Origin of the sequence: Pseudomonas sp. UBA1879 (genome assembly GCF_002338065.1) — a bacterium.
GTDB lineage: Bacteria > Pseudomonadota > Gammaproteobacteria > Pseudomonadales > Pseudomonadaceae > Aquipseudomonas.
The window spans coordinates 191997-215798 of the sequence record NZ_DDHJ01000011.1; the positions used below are offsets into that span (position 1 = coordinate 191997).

Below are 23802 nucleotides of genomic sequence, written 5' to 3' on the forward strand. Positions count from 1 at the left end.
TGACATTTAATTCCCTGACACCCACATAACTTTTTCGCTAATGAATATTTAGCCGGGTTTCATTTGATCCGGAGCGGCTGGGTTCTTACAGTGGCTTCACCTAATCGAACTTGCACGCGCAAGAAGGTTTATTTCAAATGTTCAAATCCATCGGCATCATCAGCGCGCTCGCTGTTTCTTCTTTGATGGCCTCCCCTGCCGTTTTTGCCGAAGAATCTCCTGCCTTCGTGGCCCGTAACGAAGCGCTGCAAGCGAACGTCGAGCAGCGGGAAGAAGCCTTGGCTGCCAAGGCCGGGGAGCAGGGTAAGTCCCAGCAAGCCTCGACCTACGACCCTCAAGCGGAGCACGCCAAGCACACCTGACCTGTACCGTTTTTCGTTCTGTCTTTTCCTTTGTTGTGTATCTGTTGTTGCAACTCTCTGCGTCGTTGCTCCCGACGTGGGGCCTCAAAGCTCCAAACTTCAGCCGCTTTCCCTAGCGGCTTTTTTTTGATTTAAATAATGTCGACTGGGTAATGACAGTGGAATAGCCGACTTATGTCGGCTGTTAAAACGGGTTAAACATTCTGCAACGTGACCACTGCTGGATTTTCGCCGGCAAGCGCGCTCCTACAGTCGGAGCGGATTGGACGAACGCATTTCTACCATCGTCGGCATGCGTCAGGCAAAATGCGGACCTTTGTAGGAATCAGCCTTTGATGAGGTAGGAATGCGCTTGCTCACCTTGAAATCAGCCTTGATTTGCACCGCTCTGACGTTCGCTTTGAGCGTCGCAGGCGCTCAGGCTGCCACGGACACCAAGCATCCGGCCAAATCGTCCAAAACGGCGCATTCGTCCAAGTCTTCGAAATCTTCCAAAACTTCCAAAACCTCAAAAACCGCACCTGCCAAACCCTCAGGGCAGAAGGTCTCGATGCTTGGGGGCAAGTTCGTGTTTTATCTGCCCAAAGAGTATGTAAAAGGCCCGATGGAAGAGATCGACGATAAGGCTAAAGCCGCAGGCGTGACTGGCTCGCTGTACATGAATACGCCCGCCAAACGAGTGGTAATCATTACTGAAACGCCGCTGCCAGACGGTAAGAACGTGCCCTCCAACGACACTGAAACCCTGGACAACATCATCGCGGAAACCCTGGTGCAGCAGCAGTCCAGCTACAGGGATTTCAGCAAGCTGAGCGAAAAGAAGGTGGTCAGAAAAGGCGTCGGTCTGCGTCAGCTGGATATCTCTGGCAGCGTCGACGGTGGCAAGGTGCTGAGCACGACTGTCGCCGCTGCATCGGGCAATCGCACGGCGATGGTCAATGTGATTTCGCTCGCCAAGGATGCCAAGGCTCACGCGCTGGTGGTGAAGGGTGTGACGGGGAGCAAGTGATGAGTGCTGGCCGTTAAGCAGCACTTTTCAAGCGGCGTCACTCAGTCCGGCAACACCACCCTCACGCCCCCCGGGTGCGCCTTGATCGCGGCGTACGGCACCACTGACCATTCCGGCCCTTCGCAAGCGCGCATGACGCGGGCGAAGTACGGGCCGACATAGATGCCTTTTTCGGTGAAGTGCCACGAAGGAAAATCCCAGACGGATTCGTCGGTGTAGTCGCAGTCGTCGTCGGTTTCGGGGGCCTTCATGTCGTCGGGATGAGCGGCTTTGAGTTGGCTGACGAGCCAGGGCGCGAAGGCCTTGCTGCGGTAGTCGGAATAGGTGTCGAAGCTCACGCCGCCCTCTACGTCGCGTTCGTAATGGAACGGCTTGCCTTTGCCGACCCAGAGAACGTCTTCGAGAGTGAGCGCCTTGCCGGTCGTCGCGTCGAGATTAAGGGGCGAATCGCCGAAGTCAGGGTGTGCGCCGCCGCAGTCGTAGGAGGTGGAGATGTTGAGGCTGACGATACCGGGCGTCATCAATTTCGGGGTGACGGACTGGTCGAACTCACCTTGCGTACGGCTGCCACCGAGCATGCATTGGTGGTAGCTGACGACTTCATTCCACAGCCGCGAGCGCAGTTGTCGGTTGATTTTCTCGGCCTGTTCGGGGGCGTAACCGGAAGTGATTTCGAACAGGGTGATGCCTGATTCAGGCTCGACCCACCATTGCAGGTCGTGCCCCATGAACGTCTCTTTTTTATCAGCCTTGAGTTTCAGCTGGCTGAGGCGCAGGTAGTCGTAAGGAGAGTCGCGATAGATGTCTTGCCAGCCAGGCTCGGCGGTGGCCTCAGGCGCAACGACCTTCTTTTCGCTCAATTGCACCTTGTAGGATTTGCCCTTGGGACTGCTCCACTCCCCTGCCCACCCATCGTCTGAAGATTTATGCAGACGCAGGGTGGGTAAATCTGGATTGTCGTCGTAGCTCAAGCCTTCGGTCAGCGTCAGATCCTGCCCAGTCTGTTTGCCGGAAAGTGCCAAATCCTTGTGGTACTTCTCATAGAAGTAACGCCCGCTGATGTCGTCGGGCCTGGTCAGGTCCAGTTCTACCACGATGGGCGATTTACCGAGCGTGCCGGTGAAGACGTGCAGGCCATCAGCAGCATGAGCGAGCGGGGTCATCAACGCGGCGAGGCACGTCATCTGAGGGAGAAAGCGTTTCAGGGGCATCAGCCGATCCTTTGAAATGATGCGAATTCGGCGGCTAATCTGGCCGTTGACGCAGCATCTGACAAGGGATTGGTGAACGTTTTTTCCGAAGGTGTGAAACTTCATTTTCTGCTTTCGACCGCCATGCGCACCGCAAAGCCGAACAGCACGGTGCCCATCAACCAGCGCTGCACGTTAGCCCACGTGGGTTTGGTCGCCAGAAACACTGCGATCGACCCTGCCGCCATGGCCACCATCGCATTGACCGCGAGACTGACGCCGATCTGCGCGCTGCCCAATATCAGCGACTGGCTGAGAACACTGGAGCCGTTACCGACCGTGATGAATTGCGGCAGCAGCGAGAGATAAAGCACCGCGACTTTGGGGTTGAACAGGTTGGTCAACAGGCCCATCAAAAACAGCTGCTTATTGCTGTCCTGCGGCAACGATTTGACCTGAAACGGTGAACGACCGCCCGGTTTGACCGCTTGCCAAGCGAGGTACAGAAGGTACAGGGCGCCCGCGATGCGCAGGGTGTCATAAGCGTAAGGCACGGCCATGACCAGCCCGGTGATGCCAAATGCCGCGCACACCATATAGAAGATGAAACCGACGCCCACGCCCCCCAGTGAGATCAGCCCTGCCTTGCGACCTTGTGAGATGGAGCGCGAAATCACGTAGATCATGTTCGGCCCTGGGGTCAGAACCATACCCAGCGAGATGAGGGAAAAGGTGATGAGGTTCGAGAGTTCTGGCATGAGCGCTGTCCCGCCATGGTGGAAAATGCCACTCGCAGGAAGACAAGTGACGTTTAGCGCATTGCATGCCATTCGACTGCATAGCGTCTATAGACAGATTCACTGAAAAAGCACCCGGACAGATGGCAGACTTTCGCGCTTATCGACAGCCGGTGGCGATTATTTGACCAGTAGTGGCAAATCGCTCTTCCCAGTTATCCGGAAGCGCGCGACACTCTGAGGCGTTCGTTGTGGCCGATGTTTCAGTCGGGATGCTGCGTCATTACCCGGTGAAGAGCTATGAACACCTCACGCCCAAAAGGTCTCTCATTTGCCAAGCGCATGCATGTGCCTCGCAGCGTGGGGATGGGCATCGGCTTTTTTGCCGTTGCCGCTGCGCTGTATCCGTCACAGCCTCACGTATGGGTATGGACGCTGTTGGTGCTTCATGGCTTTGGCTGGCCGCATCTGGCGTATCTTCTTGCCAAGTCATCGAAACAGCCCTACAAGGCCGAACGGCGGAATCTGATATACGACTCGCTGGCGGGTGGGCTTTGGGCCGGCGCGATGGGCTTCAACCCCTTGCCGACCGTGGCGGCGCTGTCGATGATGGCCATGAACAACATCGCCGCTGGCGGACCGCGGTTGTTTCTGTGGGGCGTTCTTGCGCAAACGCTCGGAGCGCTGGCCGCCTACGGTATCTTCCTGCCTGAACTGTTTCCGACCATCACGCAGATACAGGTCTACGCCTGTCTGCCAATGCTGGCGATCTATCCCATGGCGATTGGCTGGTTGAGCTATCGCGTGGCGTTGCAGTTGTCAGAAAGCAAGAAAACCCTGGAAAAGCTCAGTACCACCGACAGCCTCACGGGCCTGATGAATCATGGCGCCTGGAAAGATCTGCTACGGGTTGAGTTCAACCATTGCCAGGCTCACAGGCGTCACGACAGCGTGGCGCTGATCGACATCGATCATTTCAAGACCATTAACGACACCTACGGCCATATCATCGGTGACAACGTACTCAAGCAACTGAGCACTGTGTTGTCCGCCAACCTTCGCGAAACCGATTTGGCTGGCCGCTATGGTGGCGACGAATTCTGCGTGATCCTCCCCGACACCACCCTCGCTCAAGCCACCGACATTCTCGAACGCCTGCGTCGCACGGTGTATGACCACGCCCATACCGCCCTACCGGACATACGGCTCAGCCTGAGCATCGGGATTGCGGCGTATGGCCCGCACCTCACTGACGCTGGTATGTGGTTACATGAGGCCGACATGGCGCTGTATGCGGCGAAAAGTACCGGGCGCAACCGGGTCAACGCGGCGCTGCCCGGAGAAAAAGTGTACGGAGCCCTGAGTGCGGCGTTTGATTAGAGACCCCGACCCACGCTGACCGGCATCGTGATGCCTGCCCCTCATCTCCAGAAGGTTATGCACGGTGACGGCATTACAACGCCCCCTCGGCCTGTAGCTGAACCTGCTCCAATAGCTCCACCGCAGACAGGGTGCCCAAGAGCGTGAGGATGTCATCCTTTAATGGCAGTGGCCCATAAAGGCTTTCTTCGCGGTCCAGATGCGCTTGCTGGACGCTGCGATAGCCGTCGGGGTAGATGCTTTTCTCGATGGGCAAAAGACGATCGTAATGCTCCAGCAAACCGCGAAACACGATGCGCCTCTCCACTACGCCACGCGTGGTGGCGATCAATTTGATGAAAATGTCTGCATCGGTTTGCCGTACCGCCTGATAAGCGGCATATCGCTCGACCAGCGTGTACCTCCCGGAATCGTCGAACACCACGGCGCAAAGGGCTTCTCGTCGTCGCCCCATGAAGGGATTGAGCGCGGGAACGCGGCGATGGCTCTGGGCGAGGACGAATGCCACGGCCAACTCGGCTTCCTGCAAACGTTCAGGGGTGGCGAGCTTCTTGAGGTCATCGAGGGCAGGTGCTTGTCGCCCCAATTGCTCGATTTCCTCACCAAAGACTGCGAAGACGCCCCGCGGGCCTAGCCACTGTCGATGAATCGTGTGCAGATCTTCTTTACTGTATGCAGCCTGCTGCAAAACCAGTTCATGGAAACGGTCCATTTCCGAATCTTCGTGATCGAGAAACGCTAAAGATCCATCAACAGGTACGCCATGGTCGTTTGAACCATCAACGGACATCACTTTGCTCCTTATTCTTATTAACTTTGAACAATTACCAAGCCGAGGCGGTAGGACTAAAACATTCACGCTGACAGTCATTCATAGTCGGCCACATGAAAACCGGTCGAGCGAAACACCTCGAGCATCGACTTATTAACTTCCATTAAACACGTCGCCATTATGCCCACATGGATCATTGATACAATCCGTCAAATGTAGGGGGTAGCCGGGTTTTTCGTTTACGCGGTAGCACGACATGCAGCGCCATCAGTTGCGCGCGATTCTTCACTTCGTTTTTCTTCAACAAGGCCGAAACATGGTCCCGGGCCGTGTAATCACTGATGCCCAGCTGCTGCGCGATGTCTTTATTGGTGTACCCCAACAGTACCAGTTTCAATACCTCACACTCCCGTGGCGTCGCTCGGCTCGCTCGTTGCCGCATGGGCTTTCCCTCCTGCATGGACGTGTCTTGGACTCGGTTGAGTGCCTTCCCTGGCATTGAACTTCCCATCGGCGACAACAGGCGTTTATTGAGCGTTAATTTGGTTTTTTTACATTTGAATGGCGTGTTTGGCATCAGGGTTATTATGAGCACTGCAATGGGTAATTATTCCTACAGACTATGAAGACAAATCCGTATTCACGTCTGACAAAGATACGCACCAGGCACAGTCCCGCGTATGCGCAAACAGTAATGGCATAGGACTGTGCAGATCAGTTGTATAGACCGCGACGATAAACGCAACAATTTGCAATTACAATCATCGGTTACAAATCATTTGACGATTAATGAATGAACAGTGTGCGGAGCCGTGACGACGACATGCGATCCAAGCGCCGTTATGTGCAAATGCCGACACTCAGCAGGGAAACGCCTGACGTGAAATCAAGATGCGCCCTGCTGGGATAGCCCGATCACGACACGTGATACCGACCGGGGCGCCGCTCCAACGACGCCCCGCCAGTCAAGGGCTACAGCGTGCAGGCAGCGTGTCGTCCACGTGCAGGCCTTTACGCACGCCGAAGAACATCGCGGTCAACAGGCCGACCGCGCCCATGATCGCGCAGTAGCCGACGCAGACCCATGGGCTCCAGGGCATCAGGGCGATCAGCGCCAGCGGCGTGGTGCTGGCCCAGAGTGCATAACTGATGTTGTAGGTCAACGAGATGCCCGAGACGCGAATGTTCGCCGGAAACAGTCCGACCATGACCGAAGGCACAACACCGACGATGCCGCACGCCAGCCCTGCCACCGCATACGCCAGACTCACCGGCAGCCAATGGATCACCAGACTGGCATAGAGCAGACCCACGCCCACCGGCAGCAAGAGGCTGTACAACACGACGCCGCGCCAGGCGCCGATGCGGTCTACCAGCATGCCTGCCAGCACACAGCCGATGTTGAGGAAGACAATCCCCACGCTGCTCAGCGCGAAGGTATCACTGGGGCTCATGCCAAAGCGCTGTTGCATCACGGTCGGGGTGATGACCACCAGGGTCACCACCGCCGAGGTCAGTACGCAGGTCAGCAGCGCGGCGGGCAACAATGATTGACGGTGCTCCCGCATGACGGCGCGCAGAGGCAGTTCGGGCATCCCTTGGCGTTGGGCGTGCAAGGCCATGAACACTGGGGTCTCGCTCAGCCAGCGACGTAGCCAGACGCCGATCACACCAAAAACCCCGCCCAGCAGGAACGGTATGCGCCAGGCGAAATCAAGGATTTCCGCGTGGCTGAACACCTTTGCCAACCACGTCGCGGTCAGGGCCCCGAGCAGATAGCCGAAGGTCAGCCCGGCTTGCAGCACGCCCAAGGCATAGCCGCGATGCCCCTTGGGCGCGTGTTCGGCAACGAATACCCAGGCGCTCGGGACCTCCCCGCCCACCGCAGCGCCCTGCAGGATGCGCAGCGCCAACAGGATCAGCGGCGCCCAATAGCCAATCTCGGCATAGGTCGGCATCACGCCTATCAACAAACAGGGCAACGCCATCATCAGAATGCTCAGGCTGAACACCCGCTTACGTCCCAGTTTGTCGGCAAAGTGCGCCATCAGAATGCCGCCCAGCGGGCGGGCCAGGTAGCCGGTGACGAAGATCCCGAAGCTCTGCAACAACCGCAGCCACTCAGGCATTTCCGGCGGGAAGAACAGCTGACTGAGGGTCAACGCGAAGAACACGAAAATGATGAAATCGTAGATTTCCAGCGCCCCGCCCAATGCCGCCAGGCCGAGGGTCTTGTAATCGCCCCGGCTGATCGGTTGTGGACGTGGTCGAAGAATGGCTGTCATGGAAGACCCCATTTGGCAGTGAAAACGGCAGTTAGGTGCGACAAAGGCGCGCAGGATAACAAAGCTGACGCCATGAGGGCGGCTGGCAGACCACCGGACTTGCGTCACATCAAGCGGCATACACGCCGGGCGTCACACCAAACTGCGCGCTAAAGGCGCTGATGAAGGTGCTAACGCTGTCGTAACCCAGCCGTTGGGCAACGCGACTGACGTTGTCACCCTCGGCCAGCAGTTCCAGCGCGCGCTTCATCCGCGCGACGATGCGCCACTGCATTAACGACATCCCGGTTTCAGCGCGAAAGTGTCGGGTCAGGCCCCGTCGTGACATGCCTACCCGTCGCGCCCAATCGTCAAGGCTGGTCTTGTTGGCGGGGTCGGAGACGATGGTCAGCGTCATGCCCACCAGATGCGGACTGCTGGGCATGGGAAGAAATAACGGCTTTGCGGGGGAGATTTTCAGCTCGTCGAAGAGAACGTCGAGTTGGCGGTGCTGGGGTGCGGTCAATTCTGCGGCGTGATCGTCCCAGCCACCGATGCGTTCGAGCAGTGCGCTGGACAGCGATGTCATGTCGAACACCATCGGGGTTGCGGGAAACAGCGGGCAAAGGTCGGGGCGAAGGGCAATCATCCACCCCCGGGCAGCGGCGTGCACGCGCGTCGCATGGGGAACGCCTGGGGGAATCCAGCCAATGTGGCGCAAAGGGACGACCCAACTGCCTGCGTCCAGTTCGGCCGTGATCACGCCTTCCTGCACCGCCCATAACTGACCTTCGCGGTACCGATGGAGCGTGTCATCGCTGCTGGTGTGCTGGAGCGCAATGGTCAACAGCGGACGCCCGTCCTGAATACGGCGTTGCAACGGGTACTGTGCTGGCATGGCCCGGTTTCCCTGTCGAGTGGCTTGGGGACGGTAGCAAGCCCCAGGGAACGGCGCCAGCGCATCCAACGGCGGAAGATGCGTTCAACAGCAGATCAATGAACCGATGAAGCAGGCATTTCCCGCTCCATGTAGAGACTGCGCAAGGCGATGCCGCTGGGGTGCTCATAGGCGTCGTTGCGAATGGCCACGAACCCCATCGCCCGATAGAAATCGGCGGCGTTGAGCGAGGCGTACAGGTACAGCCGGGCGAACCGCTCCTCGACGGCCATCGCTTCCAGACCTTCCATCAAGCGCCTGCCCACGCCCCTCCCCGCTGCTGCGGGCTCGACGAACACGGCGATGACTTCGCCACTTTGGCGATCCAGAATGCCGTACCCCAGCCACTGGCCGTCTTCTTCGGCGATCAGCGCACACCGGGTGGCGAGCAGGCGCAGATAGGATTCAGGGGGTGGCGACTGGCTCCAGATTTCGATCTGCTCAGGTGAATAATGACTGGCGCACAACTGCCGGACAGCGCGGGTGCGCAGCGACCACAGCAATGGGATATCCGAAATGTTGCCCGGTTTGAGTTCGATCATGTCGCGATTCCGATAAAAGAAAACCCACGGACGTTCCTGTTCGTGCGCAGCCATGCAGCGGTAGAGCGACAGGATGCGCTTTTGTCGGCACAGGTGAAAGGTGCCGCCGCCCTGGGGGCTTTGATGCTGGCCAAGGGCCCTAGGAGTCCAGCTTGCTGACGATCTGCCGGGGTCGCGCTCGACCCGTAGCAGCAAACCCAGTGGATGAGGTCTGCCTGAACCCACTGGGCGCCTGATTTCACTGCCGGTTCTCGGCAGATCGCCTGCAAGCAAGGCTCCCACGCCCTCCGGGCAGAAGCGGGATCACGAGAGGCCCGCCTCAGCGATCTGCGGTCCCTAAAAACTCACTGTCGCCGACAATCGCGCGGTACGCGGGGCGCCGAGGAACAGGTAGTCGTCGCCCAAGTACTCGCCGACGTCGCGCCAGTAACGTTTATCGAACAGGTTGTCGACGGTCAGACGGAACACGGTGTCGTAGCCGTCGAGCGTGGTGCTGTAGCGGCTGCCAGCGTTGAACACCGTGTAGTCGTCGACCTTCACCGAGCCTTCGCGGTTGGCGTATTTGCTGGCGCTGTATTGCACACCGCCCAGCAGCGCCAAGCCCGGGATTGGCAGGCTGTAGTCGGCAGACAGGCTGCCGCGGAACGTGGGCACGTTGATCGCCTGATGATCTTCATAGGCTGAAGTACCGCTGTCTTCCACACGCGCTCTGATGACGGCGGCACTGGCGGCGATTTGCAGCTGTGAGGTCAACCAGCCGTTGGCGCTCAGTTCAAGCCCGGTGTTTTTTTGCTGGCCTTGCTGAACGAACGTCAAGGTGCCGTCCTCGTCAGGCTTCGAATACTGATACGCCTGACGGGTCTGGAATACCGCCGCCGTGAAACTCATGCGCTGCCAGTCATACTTGACCCCGGCTTCCAGTTGGCGGGAGAGGGTCGGCGCCAGAATCTCTCCGATGTTGCTGTCGAACACCGATGCCGTGCCGCCGAGCGACAGCCCTTTGCTGTAACTGACGTACAGCGAAAGGTCGTCCACCGGTTTGTAGATCAGCGCGCCTTGGGGCAGAAAGATCGAGCGTTGCGTGTGGCGATTGTCACTGCCGTCTTCGTTGTAGGCTTTTTCGTCGAGGCGCACCTGACGGCCACCGATCACGGTCTGCCAATGCTCGTTGAAGCGGATGCGGTCCGTGGCGAACAGCCCATACTGGCGGCTGTCGAGACGCCGCTCGGTATGGCCCACGGGCAGATCCGAGGGCGCGAAGGCTTCCGGCGTTTCGTTGATGTTGCCGGAACCCACGTAGTTGCTGAAATACGGCCGGGTGTCGACCGTGCGACGGAACGCGCTGGAACCAAACGTCAGCTCATGCTTGAGCCAGCCGGTGTCGAAGAGGCCGGTCATTGCCGCTTCAACTTCATCATTGCGGCGCGTGTCGTCGGGGCTGCGGAAGTCGTAGATGTCGTAACCGCCGTCGCTGTTGAAATGCCCGGTCACAGGGGTAGCCGGGCAATCGCTCTGGTAATAGCAGCCATAGGCGAAGGCGCTGTAATCGTCGATCACCACACGGCTGCGCGACGCGCTGAGACTGGCTTTCCAGTCGTCACTGAAGCGGTATTCATAGCGACCGCTCATGTTCAGCGAATCGATCCCCACCGGGTTCGAACCGGGTTGGTAGCCGAGCAGCTTGCGCGGCGAGGCGTCGTGGGGCAATTCGGTGCCGCCGAGCAACTGATAACCCGGCACCGACCGCTGTTCTTTGGTCTGGTACTCGACGTCCAGTTGCAAGGTCGATTGGTCGTTGATGTTCCAGTCGAACGCCAGTGAGGCGAAATCCCGCTGACCGTTGGCGTGTTCGACGTAGGAGCGAATGTCTTCATGAGCAATGTTGGCCCGCAGGCCGAACTGCTGTTCGCTGCCAAACCAGCCCCCTAGGTCCGTGGCGATGTAGCGCTCGCCATGTTCGTTGGTGGAGACCGTCACCGAGCGCACATCTTCGGGGCGTTTGGTCTTGTAATTGATCACGCCCGCAGGCTCCGACACCCCGCTTTGCAGACCGGACAAGCCTTTGAGCAATTCGACCTGCTGCTTGTTTTCCAGCGCAACGTTTTGCTCGCCGGTGATGCTGCGGCCGTTGATGCGGTAACTGTTTGCCGCATTGAGGGAGAATCCGCGTACCACGAAATTTTCGTAATAGCCCACGGGTGCATAGCTGTCGCCCACCGACGCATCGTTGCGCAGCACATCGCTGAGCAACTTGGCCTGCTGGTTTTTCAACAGGGCCTCGCTGAACACTGAAATGGACGCGGGCGTGTCGCGCAACGGCGTTTCGTTGAAACCGCCCACCGACGCGCTGCCGGCCTGATACATCGACGCCTGTTCTGCGGACACTTTCACGGCCTCCAGCGTCATCGGTTCCGCCTCTTGAGCCGCCAGCCACGGCGAGACACAGGCAATGCTCAGCGGCAGCAAGCGACGGTGAAAGCCGGATGCAGGTCGGCGTGGGGTGGTCATCGGACGTGAAGCTCCAGGCGGGATTTTTTCTCGGCGCACTTTTTACGTTCTGTATGGTTTTTTTACAACCTCGACACGTCCTCTTCAAAGGTATGAAAACCCTCGAAAGAGTGTCGTCCCCTCATCTACACTCGCCCGTTCAACCTGCAGGAAATTTCCGCCATGACCTCCTCGCTGCTGTTCGCTGTACTCGCCTCAGGCTTCATTTACGCCATTTCCCCCGGTCCGGGCGTGCTGGCCGTGTTCGGCATCGGCGCGTCCAAGGGGCGTCGGGCGGGCGCCGCGTTCCTCTGCGGGCATCTGCTCGGGGATGTGATCTGGTGCAGCACGGCGCTGGCCGCGATCATCGGCGCCAAGGTCATCGGTTCGACCACCTTCGATGTGCTGGGGGTCGTCAGCGGCCTGTTTCTGCTCTGGCTCGGCTGGCGTGCGATTCGCGCCAGGCGCAGCAGCAGCGACGAACCGAAAGCCCCCAGCCGTCACCCGTTCTGGCACGGCATCATGTTCGGCCTGACTAACCCCAAGGCCTATCCAGTGGCGGTGGCGACCTTCACGGCGCTGCTGTCCAGCCGGGCCGATCTGCTGAACTGGTCGATGTTGCCGCTACTGATTCTGGTCAGCACACTGGGCGGGATCGTGGCGTACGGCATCATCATCGGGGTGGTCGGCGCGCGGCATGTGCGGACGGTGTATCAACGCCACGAACTGACCATCACCCGACTGTGCGGCGTGATGTTCATCGGGTTTGCGATTCATGCGCTGGTGCACGCGGTGCCAGGGTTGTTGCCGCGCAAACCTTGATTCGGATGTCGATGCAAGACGCTCACACCGTCAGGGTCGGGGCTGTCTTCAATTAAGGGGTGTAGCAGCGGCTTCTTCGGTGAGCCAGGCCAGAAACGCCTTGATCTGCGGATCCCGTTCCCGACCCGGCACGCAGACCGCCACGTAACGTGGACCGGCCAGGCTGACGTCCGGCCTGAACGGCAGGAGTTCGCCGCGCGTGACGCTGTCGGCCACCAGCACGTTACTGGCCAGCACCAGCCCGTGCCCGGCAACGGCGGCATTCAGCGCGTAATGCTCGTCATCGAACTCACGCATCCGCGCCGTTTTCAACCAGCCCGCGCAGCCCGCCGCCTCGCACCAGCTTGGCCAGTTGATCGACACCGCCCCGGGAATATCCCAGCGCAGATCGATCAGCTCGACCCGATCCTCATCCAGCGCCGCCAGCAGTCCCGGCGCGCCATACACGCCGAAACGCTCGTCCATCAGGTCCTCGCTGAACAGCGTCGGGTCGTCGCGGCGGACGGTCCGAATGCCCAGATCGACGCTGGAATCACGCAGCAGATCGACCAGTTCAATACGTGTGTCGATGCGCACGCTAAATGAAGGAAACGCCCGATAAAACCCGCCCAGCCGGGGAATCAGCCACGCTGACGCCAGCGCCGGAGTGGTCGTAAGGGTCAAGGTGTGCGACGCCGCTTCAGGGCTGAAGTGTTCCAGGCTGCGGCGAATATCGAGCAAGGCTTGGTGGCTTTGGCGATACAGTCGCTCCCCGTCCTCCGTCAGCTTCACCCCCTGCCCGGATCGGTCGAACAGCATCGCGCCGAGCCAGGCTTCCAGCGTCTTGACCTGATGAGAAATGGCCGCTGGCGTCACCGACAACTCCTCGGCGGCCGCCTTGAAACTGCCCAGGCGCGCCGCCGCTTCGAAGGTGCGCAACGCATTGAGGGGAAGGGTGGAAAACACGGGCAGCTCCCTGCATGAAATGAACTGATGCGGCGTCAATTTATCTCATTTCTCCCGGCGCGGACGATCCGTTAGGGTGACCGCCATCGTTCTTCACGCTCAGGACAAACATCATGCAAGGCGCTACACGCAAGGTGGTTCAAGCCATCCTCTACGAACTCATCGCGATTGCCGTGCTGTCGCCGACCCTCTCGTTGATCTACGACGACGGCCTGGCCCACGCGGGTGCGCTGTCCGTCATGCTCTCGGCCAGCGCGTTGATCTGGAACATGGTTTACAACTACGTCTTCGAATATTGGGAGGCGCGTCAGACTCAGCGCACGCGAACGCTGCGCCGTAGGCTGCTGCACTCGCTGGGTTTCGAAGGTGGCCTGGTGGTGATGCTCGTGCCGCTAGTGGCCTGGTGGCTGGACATCACGTGGTGGAGCGCGCTGGCGACCAACCTCGGTTTGTTCGTGTTTTTCTTTTTCTACGCACTGGTGTTTCAGTGGGGGTTCGACCGGGTGTTCGATGTGCCTGCTTCGGCGCGCGAGCCGGTATCGGGTTGAGGCATCACTCGATTCGAAAATCGGGGTGCAAGCCTTTCCAGTGCGCGCGCAGTAGAGCTTTTTGGCTGTCGATCATCTGACTGTCGTTCAATGCCCCCGGCCATAACGCCCGTGCACTATCCATCGCTGCTCTGAGGTTGTAGAGCACCGGACGCCAAGGAATGTCGCCGTAGGCTGCCCATCGCTTGAAATGCTCCAGAGAGGCCTCGTACCAGTTTTTGGTCTTGGCCATGTTCAGGGCGTATTGGCTTTCGTCAGCGATATAACCTTTGGTCATCACGATATCGTAGGCCGGTGACAGCTCTGCATGCCGACCATCCCGGTAGATGATGCTCCAGTTCTTGAGGTGAGCATCGCCGTTCGCCAGCAGAATGTTGACCAACAGACGCCGGGCCATCTGAATCGCGTCCCGCTGTCCATGGATTGAATTTTGATAGAGCAATTTACCGATCTGGTCGTAGCTGGCCCTTCGGTATTTGTCATGGGCATACGCATAGAAGATCTGAGCAAAATCCTCCGAATGAATTCTCTGGTTTCCAGCTAACCGATCATAGCGACGGATCCCGTAAGCCTGCTGCTCGTCAGGCAGGTTGATTTGCGGCAACGCCTCAATATCCGCCATCTGAATCAGCTTTATTTCAGGGATGTCGACACCGGCCAACGCCGCGAGCGTCATTGCCGTGTACTCGTTCAACGGAACGAAAGGGTGGACCGTCGAGGGCGTTTTGATGATCCAGTCGCCGGGGGCATTCGGGTCCCCGGTGATGTAACGACCCTCCTGATCACGCATGGAAAATTTCATCTGCACGCCAGCGAGCGAGAAATGGGCGCGGCTGTCGGGGATATCAATGACCGTCGGCTCGATCTTTCCATGGTGCTGTAAAGCCGACTGAGGAATATCGGCGGACTCAACACGCTCGGCAATCAGCGCCCCGGGCAAATCACGGCCTAGCCAACTGAGCAGCGGAAACTCATTGTCCCGATGCACTTTCATGGCTTGCGACAAAACGTCACGCAAGACGCCTTCCGGCAGCAGATTGCTTAACACTGGATGCAGACGCTGAGCACTGATATAGGGATGCCGGTTCGCTATCTGCTGTGAGAAAACCTGCGGATCGGTGTGAGACAACGTCAGCGGATACCGTGCGTCATTCTCGATGTAGTCAGGTGCCAACGTGAACACGTTCTTGCCGTTGGAATACCCCGCCACATGACCCACCAACTGGCTGTGAAGCGTTAGCCGGAGAGCGGCGACTGTTTCCACCGCCATCAGATGTCGCCCCACGGGCTTTCGTCGTCATGCAGAACAGGCGAGCGCTGTTCCGCAGATAACCGATCCAGATTTGGGTACAGCGGTTCGATATCTTCCACGACTTCGCTGGCGAGCACTTTTTCTACACGATTCAGCTTCGATTTGGGAACTAGAATCAAGACCGCATCCAGGCCTTCCGCAATCTGATCGAGCGTATCGAGCCTGGGATTGCCACCGGCTTCGATCTTTCCGTATTGCTGACGGGTGAGCCCCGCGCGCAAGGTCATGTCCTGGATTTTCAAGCCCAGGGCCAAACGCTGTTTTCGAATTTGATCAAGCAGGGTGGTTTTCATGACGCGGTCTCAGTTGAATGTTCGGCATGTGCACTGTATGACTCTCATTCGCCGAAGAGAGCCATACAGGTGACAAAAAACACTCTACGAGCCATATGCATGACATTCAAGCATAAATGAGCCTTATATGGCTCTCTTTATCAAAAAGAGCCATATAGATTACATCTCTAAGGCGACTACTGTGCTAACCCCACCTTCAACAGCTTGCCATCATCCTCATCGGTCAGCACATACAGGTAACCATCCGGGCCCTGACGCACATCGCGGATGCGGGCTTTGAGTTCGCCCAGCAAACGCTCTTCGTGCACGACTTTGTCGTCTTTCAGTTCCAGACGAATCAGCACCTGCGCCGCCAGCGCGCCAACGAAAATGTTGTGATCCCACGGCTTGAATGTGTCGGCGCTGTAAAACGCCATGCCGCTGATGGCCGGCGATTTTTCCCATACATGGAACGGGTTAGTGACGCCTTCGACGATCTTACCTTTAGATTCCGGGATCGGCTGGCCGTTGTAGTTGATGCCGAAAGTGGAAATCGGCCAGCCATAATTCGCGCCGCGTTCGATGATGTTGATTTCATCGCCACCCATCGGGCCATGCTCGTTGGTCCAGACGGTGCCGTTCCAAGGGTTCAGCGCGGCGCCTTGCTGGTTGCGATGGCCGTAGCTCCAGATTTCCGGGCGGACGTTTTTCTGGCCGACGAAGGGGTTGTCGTCCGGCACCGAGCCGTCGGCATTCAGGCGCACGACCTTGCCTTGCAGCTTGTCGAGGTCTTGTGACGTGGGCCGGTTGTTGTTCTCGCCCAAGGCGATGAACAAGTAGCCGTCCTGATCGAACACCATCCGCGAGCCAAAGTGATTGCCCACGGACAGCTTCGGTTGCTGCTGGAAAATCCGCGTGAAGCCTTCGAGTCGGGTCATGTCGGGAGACAGCCTTCCACGGCCTGCGGCGGTGCCCCCGGTCTGGCCATCGGCCGAGGCTTCGGCGTAGGTCAGGTACACCATGCGGTCTTTGGCGAAGTCTGGCGACAACACCACATCGAGCAAGCCGCCCTGCCCCTGCACCCAGACCTTCGGCACGCCGGAAATCGGCGCCGAGAGTTTGCCGTCCGGACTGACCACGCGCAGGCTGCCCGTGCGTTCGGTCACCAACATGCCTTTGTTGCCCGGCAGAAAAGCCACCGCCCACGGATGTTTCAGGCCACCTACGACCTCGTCCACTGTCAGCGTGCCCTCCTCGCTCTGGTACGTGGCGGCAGAGACGTGCAGCGAAGTGCTGAGACAGGCAGTTGCACAGAGGGTGGCGATCAGGGTTTTACGACCCAGGTTTTGACTGAACAGGCTGTAGAGCATGGGCGATTCCTTTTGCTGAGACGGTTAATGGCTGCCGCGGGCGTTACTGGAAGGGCGCGGGGCCTGCTGCCGGGTCGGGTAGCCGTTGCCGATACCGCCGTTTTCCAGCGTGGGCATGCGCTGAGGGGCCGTATTGAGGTTGGAGCCGCGCGGGACAGGGGCAATGGGCTGAGTGCCTTGGCGGCTGTTGGGATTCGCGCGGCGGATGGCGCCGTTGTCGGATGGCGTGCGATTGGGGTAACTGGCAGACGCCAGAAGCTGAGGGGACTGCGTGATGTGGTCGTCGGCATGGGCCAGACCAGTCCCCAACAAGGCGGTCAGGGAACACACAGCAAGACGTCGCAGGAAGCTGTTCATCATTGACCTCATGGGCATGAATGCGTGGCGAGTCCGGTGTTTGATGGCGCAAGCGCCGGTAGGTTCGTTGAGAGATTCGCGGTGAGCGAAGGGATGAGCAACCTGTAGGACATTTCACTTTGTAACAAGAACAGTCCTGCCATCCCCGGCTTCCCCATGAACGGCGCCAGGTTTGCGTGTACCCTTCGCCGACGAAATCTGCCTCGAGCCCTGACCCTGCCATGTCCGACGCCCCTGCCCTCAAGGAAATCTTCAACCGCGCACGCCTGCAGCACATTGCCGATGAAACCGCGGCGGTGTATCCCGCCTTCGATCGCAAGGCTTTTTTGGCCTTGGCCAGCAAAGACCTGGACGGGCTGTCGGTGATGCAGCGGTTGAACAGGGTCAGTCAGAGCCTGCACGCCGGGCTGCCGGAGGACTATGCCGCCGCGCTGGACATTCTGTATGGGCTGGCGCCTCGCCTGAACAGCGCGTTCGTCAGCATGATCCTCCCGGAATACGTCGCCTTGTACGGCCAGGCGGATTTCGAGCGGTCGATGGACGCGCTGAAATGCTTCACCACGTTCGGCTCCTCGGAGTTTGCCGTGCGGCACTTCTTGCGGCGGGATTTTCCTCGGACCCTCGAGGTGATGCACGACTGGTCGCTGGACGAGAACCCCCATGTGAGGCGCCTGGCCAGCGAAGGAAGTCGCCCTCGCCTGCCGTGGTCGTTTCGGCTGGAAAACCTGATGAAAGACCCGACGCCGGTGCTGGACATCCTCGACAACCTCAAGGCCGATGACAGCCTGTACGTGCGCAAATCGGTGGCCAACCACTTCAACGACATCACCAAGGACAACCCCGAGTGGGCGCTCGATCAACTGGAGGGTTGGTCGCTGGACAACCCGAACAGCGCCTGGATCGCGCGCCATGCCTTGCGTTCGTTGATCAAAAAAGGCGACGTGCGCGCACTGACGTTGATGGGCGCGGGTCAGAAGGCGCAGGTCAAACTGAGCGACATGAAAGTCACACCTGAGGCGATCAGACTTGGCGAGCGCATCGAGCTGAGTTTTACGCTGACCTCAACGTCGAAAGACACTCAACGCCTGATCATCGATTACGCCATTCATTACGTGAAAAAGTCTGGGGGCACCTCGGCCAAAGTCTTCAAGCTCAAGACGCTGGCATTGGCCCCGGGCGAATCAGTCACCCTTCGCCGTGAACAGCAGGTGCGCAACTTCACCACTCGCGTGCATTACGCCGGCCGGCACGAGGTGGACCTGCTGATCAATGGTGAATGTCTCGGCCGCAGCGGGTTCGACCTGAGCCTGTGAGTCAGGGCAGTCGGTCAGATGCTGCACAAATCTTCCAGACCGCGCACCGGGCTTTGAGTTAACGTCAGCAGTCATGGCCTTTCCTTCAGGAGCCCCCATGCCGGAACGCAACTGGATCGATCTCAAGCAGGACGCCTCGTCCGGCATTGAGACGGTGCGCGCGCATTTCGAGGGGCACGCGTACGACCCACACTGGCACGACAGCTATCTGGTGGGCATCACCGAGCAAGGCGTGCAGCAATTCAATTGTCGGCGTCAGCAGCACAACAGCACCCCGGGCAAAGTGTTTTTGCTTGAACCGGGCGAGATTCACGACGGGCACGCGCCGGAAGCTGATGGCTTCACCTACCGCACGCTGTACCTCGATCCGCACTGGATGGACCGAGAGCTGCGGGCGCAATTCGAAGAGGCGCCCGACAACGGCCACGTGAGTTTTGCCGCCACCCTGGCCGACGACAATCGCTTGGCCATCGCCACAGCCAACGCCTTCGAAGCGATGCACAGCGGCGAGTTGCGCATCGTGCGCCAGACCGCGTTGGACAATTTGCTGTCCAGCCTGACCGACCATTTGCATTGGCGCACGCTGATCAGCCCCGACCCGCGCCTGCCGTTGGTCGCGCAACGGGCGCGGGACTACCTGCACAGTCATCTACATCAGGACATTGGGCTGGACGATCTGGCAGCGGTCACGGGCGTCGATCGCTTCCGCCTGAGCCGGGCCTTCAAAATGGCGTTCGGGATCGCGCCCCACGCCTACCTCATTCAACTGCGGTTGACGCGCGCCCGCCACCTGCTGGCCCGAGGTGAACTGCCGGTCGATGTGGCCGCCGCGCTGGGTTTTGCCGATCAAAGCCACCTCGGTCGCTGGTTCCAACGGGCCTATCGCATGACGCCCGCCGACTATCGCAAGCGCTGCTCAAATCTTCCAGACTGAGACCTGTCTGCGCCGTGATCATCGCTGCATGATCCTTCGCTGCCGAGTTGTCTGCCATGCAAACCTTTCTGCCGTTTCTGCTGTTCGCCTTCGTCGCTTCAATCACCCCCGGTCCGACCAACATTCTGGTGCTGACCAACAGCTCCCGCTATGGCCTGCTGCGCACGTTGCCGATTGTGGTGGGCGGATGTGCCGGGGCGGCAGTGCTGGTGTTGATCGTCGGCACGGGACTGGGCGATGTGCTGGCGCATCATCATCAGGTGCAGACGGTGATGGCGTGGGTGGGCATCGCGTGGCTGAGCTGGCTGGCGTGGCAGATTTTCAGCGCCCCCGCCGAGGCCATCGACCCTGCCCAAGTCAACAGCGGGCCGACGCTGGGGCTGTGGAGCGCGGCCAGCCTGCAACTGGTCAACCCGAAAACCTGGATGATGGCGCTGGCGGTGGTCAGTGTGTTCGCGGGCACCGACGCTGATCGCATGCTGCGGGTGATGTGGCTGTCGCTGACGTTCTTTCTGGTCGCCATTCCTTGCATGGCGGCGTGGGCGTATCTGGGGGTCAGCGCCGCGAAGTTTTTCCGTTCGGCGCACAGTATGAAACGCTTCAACCAAGTGATGGCGCTGTTGCTGCTGGCGTCGGCGTGGTTGACGTTGGTGGTGTGAGGATTCCTCCATTGTCGCCAACACGCCTCATGGGTCGCTGAAGCACTGCGATCCCCTGCAGGCGTGCGCGTGCTCGCGAAGACTGAAGCCTGGCCGCGGGAAATCTGGGAGATGTACAGGCCTCATCGCGAGCAAGCTCATGGCTACCGGATTGGCAAAACCCTGAAGACTGAACCCCCACGCTCACTGTAGGAGCGCGGCTTGCCCCGCGATCCGTTGCGAAGCGACAGCGGAATCGGCGAATGCGGTGTTTCATGCAAACCGCAACCTCCGGGTTACGCCGGGTTCCCCGTCGATCGCGGGACACGCCACGCTCCTATAGTCCAATTTAGCCGTTTCGACTCAAGGTAATGCCAGGCGTCAGGCTCGTCGCCCTGCCGCACGGACGAATCCATGCAGGGGCCGCCCACATGATTTAATGCCGGTTTTCAACACGCATTCCGGACCCTCCCGCCATGGCTCCTTTTTACGACGCACGCGGCAATATCTACGCCGTGATTTCCCCCGAGACCCTGCGCGCAGCGGGGGTGAACGTGCCGCTCTCTGCCGCCGACGCTGCGCAGGCGCGGATGAGTTGGGCGCCCCAGGCCGTGGCGGCGATCTGTGACTGGCCAGAAGGCAAACGGCCGGCGAACAGCAAGACCCATCGCTCGGACGGCTTGCTGGTTGGCCCGTTTCAGGACGCCGCGCCCTTCGATGTGCTGATCGTCAATACGGATGGCACGCTTGCCGAACGCAGTGGCAACGGTCTGACGATCTTCTCGCAGTCCCAGGCCGATGCGCACCGCACCCCGCGGGATCAGAGCTTCAGGTTATGGGTGCACCACGATAACCCTGACTCTGCCAGCCCGGTGTCGACAGACGTGCTCCCGGCCGTGGTCGACGGTGTCGCCGGTTTCTGGCTGGACATCGGCACGCCTGGGTTTGGCGCGCAGGCAGTGGGCGCGAGCGGGTCGGGTGTGACGGAGGCAACGCTCAACGACGCGCCGGTCCATCGCGTCGAACGCCTCGCCCGTCTGCACCCCGACTGGCAGACCAGCGTGTTCGTCCGGGTAGGCAATCCGCACTGCGTCACGCTGGTCGAGCAGGTGGCCGCACTGCCCGGCTTCGACCAACTGCACTATTATCCCCTCAACCACGCGCTGACCCGCATTGCCTTTGCGGCAGGGGAATTCGGCGAAGGCGACCCTTGCCCTGCGGGTGTCAACCTGCAATGGGCAGCGCGGGTTGCGCCGCAACGTCTCATGGCCCGAGTGTTCGAGCGCGGCGAAGGACCTACCGCCTCTTCCGGCACCAGTGCCAGTGCCGTGGCGTCTGCCGCGTGGCTCAGCGGCTGGGTAGAGGCCGGACTCGTAGAGGTGGTGATGCCGGGTGGGACGGCACCGATCCGGTTGATCGAACAGGATGGGCAACTGCGACAAGTCCAGCTGTTCGGCACGGCGCACCTTCAACCCTGATTCCAAGACCTCGCGCAAGCCTGCGTGTGAGGAAGTGTGAACCGGTCCGCGCCTGCATGTTAAATTGCCACCATTGCGTTGCATCTGTATCAGGGTTGGCTATGCTCTGTGCAGCCGCCCTGTCCGCTTCGGATAGTCAAGGGGCCGCGATGTCATCGACACGGATGTCAGCATTGAAATGGACACACCCCAAGCTTGCGCCTATCCACGACCGCTGATCGCTTCGATAGCCATCAGACGATCGGTAGTGATGGGTATAAATATCCGCAAACCCCTCTACTCCGCACGCTGCAGACGTACAGAGCGGTGCCTGTTGCCCGGCGATGTCATACCGCCATGACTCATGCAGGACAGTTTCGGGTCGATTTCCGTACAGCCAATCAAGGAAGACGGTCGCGTTGACCGGGTTTTCGTAATCATGAGGTGCGTGGCAATGTTCAATTCTCTTCGCAAGGCCGTCGAGGCCGAGTTGCAGGTCTCCACCGCCGCGTTGTGCCAGTCGAAGGCCAAGCTGGCGGCGATCAGCCGTTCCATGGCCATGATCGAGTTCACGCCGGACGGCATCATCCTCGATGCCAATGAAAATTTCTGCCTGACCATGGGCTATCAGCCGGGCGAACTGACGGGCAAGCATCACCGGATTTTCTGCGAGAGGGCGTTCTGCGACAGCGAAGCCTACGGCAAATTGTGGCGCGACCTGGCCCGCGGCGAACCGCTGTGCGGCACGTTCATGCGGCTGGACAAATCGGGTCGCGAGATCTGGCTGGAAGCGAGTTACATGCCGGTTTACGACACCGACGGCCGGGTTCAGAGCGTGATCAAGGTGGCGGCTGACATCACAACCCGCGCGCATAAGGATCACGAGAATCAGAGCATGATCGACGCCATCAGCCGTTCGATGGCGACGATCGAGTTCTCTCCCGACGGGAGGGTGATCACCGCCAATGACAACTTCCTCAAGACCCTGCACTACACCCTCGCCGAAGTGGTCGGTCAGCATCACAGCCTGTTCTGTACGCGCGAAGAGGTCGAGTCGCCTGCCTACAAGGCGTTCTGGGCCTCGCTGAATCGCGGCGAGTATCACTCCCATCGCTTCGAACGGGTCGATAAACACGGTCAGAAAGTCTATCTGGAAGCCACCTATAACCCGCTGTTCGACGCCAAGGGGCGCCTGTACAAAGTGGTGAAGTTTGCGAGCGACATCACCGAGCAGGTGACCGTCCAGCGCAGTGCCGCGACCACCGCCCACGACACCTCGGTGCGCACCGACGCCTGCGCGCAAAAGGGCTCGAGCGTGGTGCAGCAAACGGTCGAAGTGATCGAGCAGATTTCCCGCGACCTCAACGAAGCGGCGCGCAGTATCGACGCGGTCAACAAACAGTCGGAAATCATCGCCACCATCGTCCAGACCATTCGCGGAATAGCCGATCAGACCAACCTGCTGGCACTCAACGCTGCCATCGAAGCCGCGCGCGCCGGCGAGCACGGACGCGGGTTCGCCGTGGTGGCCGACGAGGTGCGCGGGCTGGCCGCCCGGACCAGCAAGGCCACGGTCGAGATCGTCGACGTCGTGCGACAGAACAATGAGCTGGCCAAGAGTGCGGTATCGAGCATGCAGTCGAGCCTCAGCCGAACCGGCACCGGGGTGGAATTGGCGAATGAGGCAGGCGAAGTGATCCTGGAAATCCAGCAGGGATCACGGCACGTAGTGGATGCGATCAGCCAGTTCAATTCGACGTTGAAGCTGGATTAAGTCAGGTGCCGGGGTCTGCAGGAACATCGGGGACGCCGCAGATCCTGAACAGCGCCCCCAATGTCGGACACCTATTTGCGACGGCTGGGAAGCGGCGTGTCAGACGACGCTTCGCCGTCTGAACCATCGCTTCGCGGCCGTCGTTTCTATGGCTGCTTCTACACGATAAGTGGCGTTGTCGAAGATTTCGTCTCATACCGACTTCTGTTGGAGCAGCCGAAGGCATGACGTCCGCGTATGTTGCGTGTTGATAGACTCTTTGGTTCCGGCGTTTCCCTCTTGAATGGACGCGTACTTGAATTAGTGTTTCACACCGATCAGTGTAGGCTCGTCCGGAGGCACGACGGCTTCTTCGACGGTATGTCTGATGCTCATCACCC

22 protein-coding genes and 2 pseudogenes are annotated in these 23802 nt (G+C 59.6%); 11 read left to right on the forward strand and 13 right to left on the reverse strand.

Features of this window, described 5'->3' with window-relative positions; genetic code table 11:
* Positions 1-137 precede the first annotated feature (137 nt).
* Positions 138-362 (forward strand): hypothetical protein, encoded by a 225-nt coding sequence (locus B3N48_RS11435; RefSeq protein ID WP_296183524.1) that lies wholly within the window; start codon positions 138-140, stop codon positions 360-362.
* Positions 363-708: 346 nt separating this feature from the next.
* The gene (locus tag B3N48_RS11440; protein ID WP_296183526.1) at positions 709-1371 is read left to right on the forward strand and encodes a polyribonucleotide nucleotidyltransferase; all 663 of its coding nucleotides are present in this window, start codon (positions 709-711) and stop codon (positions 1369-1371) included.
* Positions 1372-1412: 41 nt separating this feature from the next.
* On the opposite strand, the gene B3N48_RS11445 is transcribed toward B3N48_RS11440, so the two are convergent.
* Positions 1413-2582, reverse strand: coding sequence for a hypothetical protein (locus B3N48_RS11445; RefSeq protein WP_296183528.1), 1170 nt, complete (start codon positions 2580-2582; stop codon positions 1413-1415).
* Between the two features lie 101 nt (positions 2583-2683).
* The gene (locus B3N48_RS11450; protein WP_296183530.1) at positions 2684-3319 is read right to left on the reverse strand and encodes a LysE family translocator; all 636 of its coding nucleotides are present in this window, start codon (positions 3317-3319) and stop codon (positions 2684-2686) included.
* 279 nt (positions 3320-3598) lie between these two features.
* Between B3N48_RS11450 and B3N48_RS11455 the strand changes: the two genes are divergently transcribed.
* Positions 3599-4678: a diguanylate cyclase gene (locus B3N48_RS11455; protein WP_296183532.1), complete on the forward strand. Its 1080-nt coding sequence runs from the start codon at positions 3599-3601 to the stop codon at positions 4676-4678.
* 73 nt (positions 4679-4751) lie between these two features.
* Here the strand turns inward: B3N48_RS11455 and B3N48_RS11460 are convergent, their stop codons facing one another.
* From B3N48_RS11460 to B3N48_RS11485, 6 genes are all read right to left on the reverse strand, one after another.
* The gene (locus tag B3N48_RS11460; protein WP_296183534.1) at positions 4752-5468 is read right to left on the reverse strand and encodes a hypothetical protein; all 717 of its coding nucleotides are present in this window, start codon (positions 5466-5468) and stop codon (positions 4752-4754) included.
* Between the two features lie 175 nt (positions 5469-5643).
* Entirely contained in the window at positions 5644-5892 is a 249-nt protein-coding gene (locus B3N48_RS11465; RefSeq protein WP_296183535.1) for a LuxR C-terminal-related transcriptional regulator, read from the reverse strand.
* A 523-nt stretch (positions 5893-6415) separates the two neighbouring features.
* A complete protein-coding gene (locus B3N48_RS11470) occupies positions 6416-7735 on the reverse strand; it encodes an MFS transporter (RefSeq protein ID WP_296183537.1) in 1320 nt (439 codons plus the stop codon).
* A gap of 109 nt (positions 7736-7844) precedes the next feature.
* Positions 7845-8612: a helix-turn-helix transcriptional regulator gene (locus B3N48_RS11475; RefSeq protein ID WP_296183538.1), complete on the reverse strand. Its 768-nt coding sequence runs from the start codon at positions 8610-8612 to the stop codon at positions 7845-7847.
* Between the two features lie 95 nt (positions 8613-8707).
* Positions 8708-9193 (reverse strand): GNAT family N-acetyltransferase, encoded by a 486-nt coding sequence (locus tag B3N48_RS11480; protein WP_296183540.1) that lies wholly within the window; start codon positions 9191-9193, stop codon positions 8708-8710.
* 336 nt (positions 9194-9529) lie between these two features.
* Positions 9530-11701, reverse strand: a complete 2172-nt coding sequence (locus B3N48_RS11485) for a TonB-dependent siderophore receptor (RefSeq protein WP_296183542.1) — start codon at positions 11699-11701, stop codon at positions 9530-9532.
* A gap of 162 nt (positions 11702-11863) precedes the next feature.
* Here B3N48_RS11485 and B3N48_RS11490 point away from each other — a divergent pair, with 162 nt between their 5' ends.
* Positions 11864-12502: a LysE family translocator gene (locus tag B3N48_RS11490; RefSeq protein ID WP_296183543.1), complete on the forward strand. Its 639-nt coding sequence runs from the start codon at positions 11864-11866 to the stop codon at positions 12500-12502.
* A 48-nt stretch (positions 12503-12550) separates the two neighbouring features.
* On the opposite strand, the gene B3N48_RS11495 is transcribed toward B3N48_RS11490, so the two are convergent.
* Positions 12551-13447, reverse strand: coding sequence for a LysR substrate-binding domain-containing protein (locus B3N48_RS11495; protein WP_296183545.1), 897 nt, complete (start codon positions 13445-13447; stop codon positions 12551-12553).
* A gap of 113 nt (positions 13448-13560) precedes the next feature.
* Between B3N48_RS11495 and B3N48_RS11500 the strand changes: the two genes are divergently transcribed.
* The gene (locus tag B3N48_RS11500; RefSeq protein WP_296183547.1) at positions 13561-13995 is read left to right on the forward strand and encodes a PACE efflux transporter; all 435 of its coding nucleotides are present in this window, start codon (positions 13561-13563) and stop codon (positions 13993-13995) included.
* Between the two features lie 4 nt (positions 13996-13999).
* Here B3N48_RS11500 and B3N48_RS11505 read toward each other — a convergent pair whose 3' ends face one another.
* From B3N48_RS11505 to B3N48_RS11520, 4 genes are all read right to left on the reverse strand, one after another.
* A complete protein-coding gene (locus B3N48_RS11505) occupies positions 14000-15265 on the reverse strand; it encodes a type II toxin-antitoxin system HipA family toxin (protein WP_296183548.1) in 1266 nt (421 codons plus the stop codon).
* Entirely contained in the window at positions 15265-15600 is a 336-nt protein-coding gene (locus tag B3N48_RS11510; RefSeq protein WP_296183549.1) for a helix-turn-helix transcriptional regulator, read from the reverse strand. The genes B3N48_RS11505 and B3N48_RS11510 overlap by 1 nt, the downstream gene beginning before the upstream one ends.
* A 176-nt stretch (positions 15601-15776) precedes the next feature.
* Entirely contained in the window at positions 15777-16922 is a 1146-nt protein-coding gene (locus tag B3N48_RS11515) for a PQQ-dependent sugar dehydrogenase (RefSeq protein ID WP_296183575.1), read from the reverse strand.
* 51 nt (positions 16923-16973) lie between these two features.
* Complete coding sequence (locus B3N48_RS11520) at positions 16974-17306, reverse strand: hypothetical protein (RefSeq protein ID WP_296183551.1); 333 nt, start codon at positions 17304-17306, stop codon at positions 16974-16976.
* Between the two features lie 221 nt (positions 17307-17527).
* Between B3N48_RS11520 and B3N48_RS11525 the strand changes: the two genes are divergently transcribed.
* The 6 genes and pseudogenes from B3N48_RS11525 to B3N48_RS26870 form a co-directional block, all read left to right on the forward strand.
* Entirely contained in the window at positions 17528-18619 is a 1092-nt protein-coding gene (locus B3N48_RS11525) for a DNA alkylation repair protein (protein ID WP_296183553.1), read from the forward strand.
* Positions 18620-18716: 97 nt separating this feature from the next.
* Positions 18717-19553 (forward strand): AraC family transcriptional regulator, encoded by an 837-nt coding sequence (locus B3N48_RS11530; RefSeq protein WP_296183555.1) that lies wholly within the window; start codon positions 18717-18719, stop codon positions 19551-19553.
* Between the two features lie 56 nt (positions 19554-19609).
* On the forward strand, positions 19610-20212 hold the full coding sequence (locus B3N48_RS11535) for a LysE family translocator (protein WP_296183557.1): 603 nt from the start codon (positions 19610-19612) through the stop codon (positions 20210-20212).
* Positions 20213-20667: 455 nt separating this feature from the next.
* Positions 20668-21669 (forward strand): diaminopimelate epimerase, encoded by a 1002-nt coding sequence (locus B3N48_RS11540; RefSeq protein ID WP_296183558.1) that lies wholly within the window; start codon positions 20668-20670, stop codon positions 21667-21669.
* Between the two features lie 433 nt (positions 21670-22102).
* Positions 22103-22885, forward strand: a pseudogene (locus B3N48_RS26865) (PAS domain-containing protein); the annotation flags it as partial.
* A gap of 102 nt (positions 22886-22987) precedes the next feature.
* A pseudogene (locus B3N48_RS26870) lies at positions 22988-23422 on the forward strand (methyl-accepting chemotaxis protein); the annotation flags it as partial.
* Positions 23423-23802: the final 380 nt, after the last annotated feature.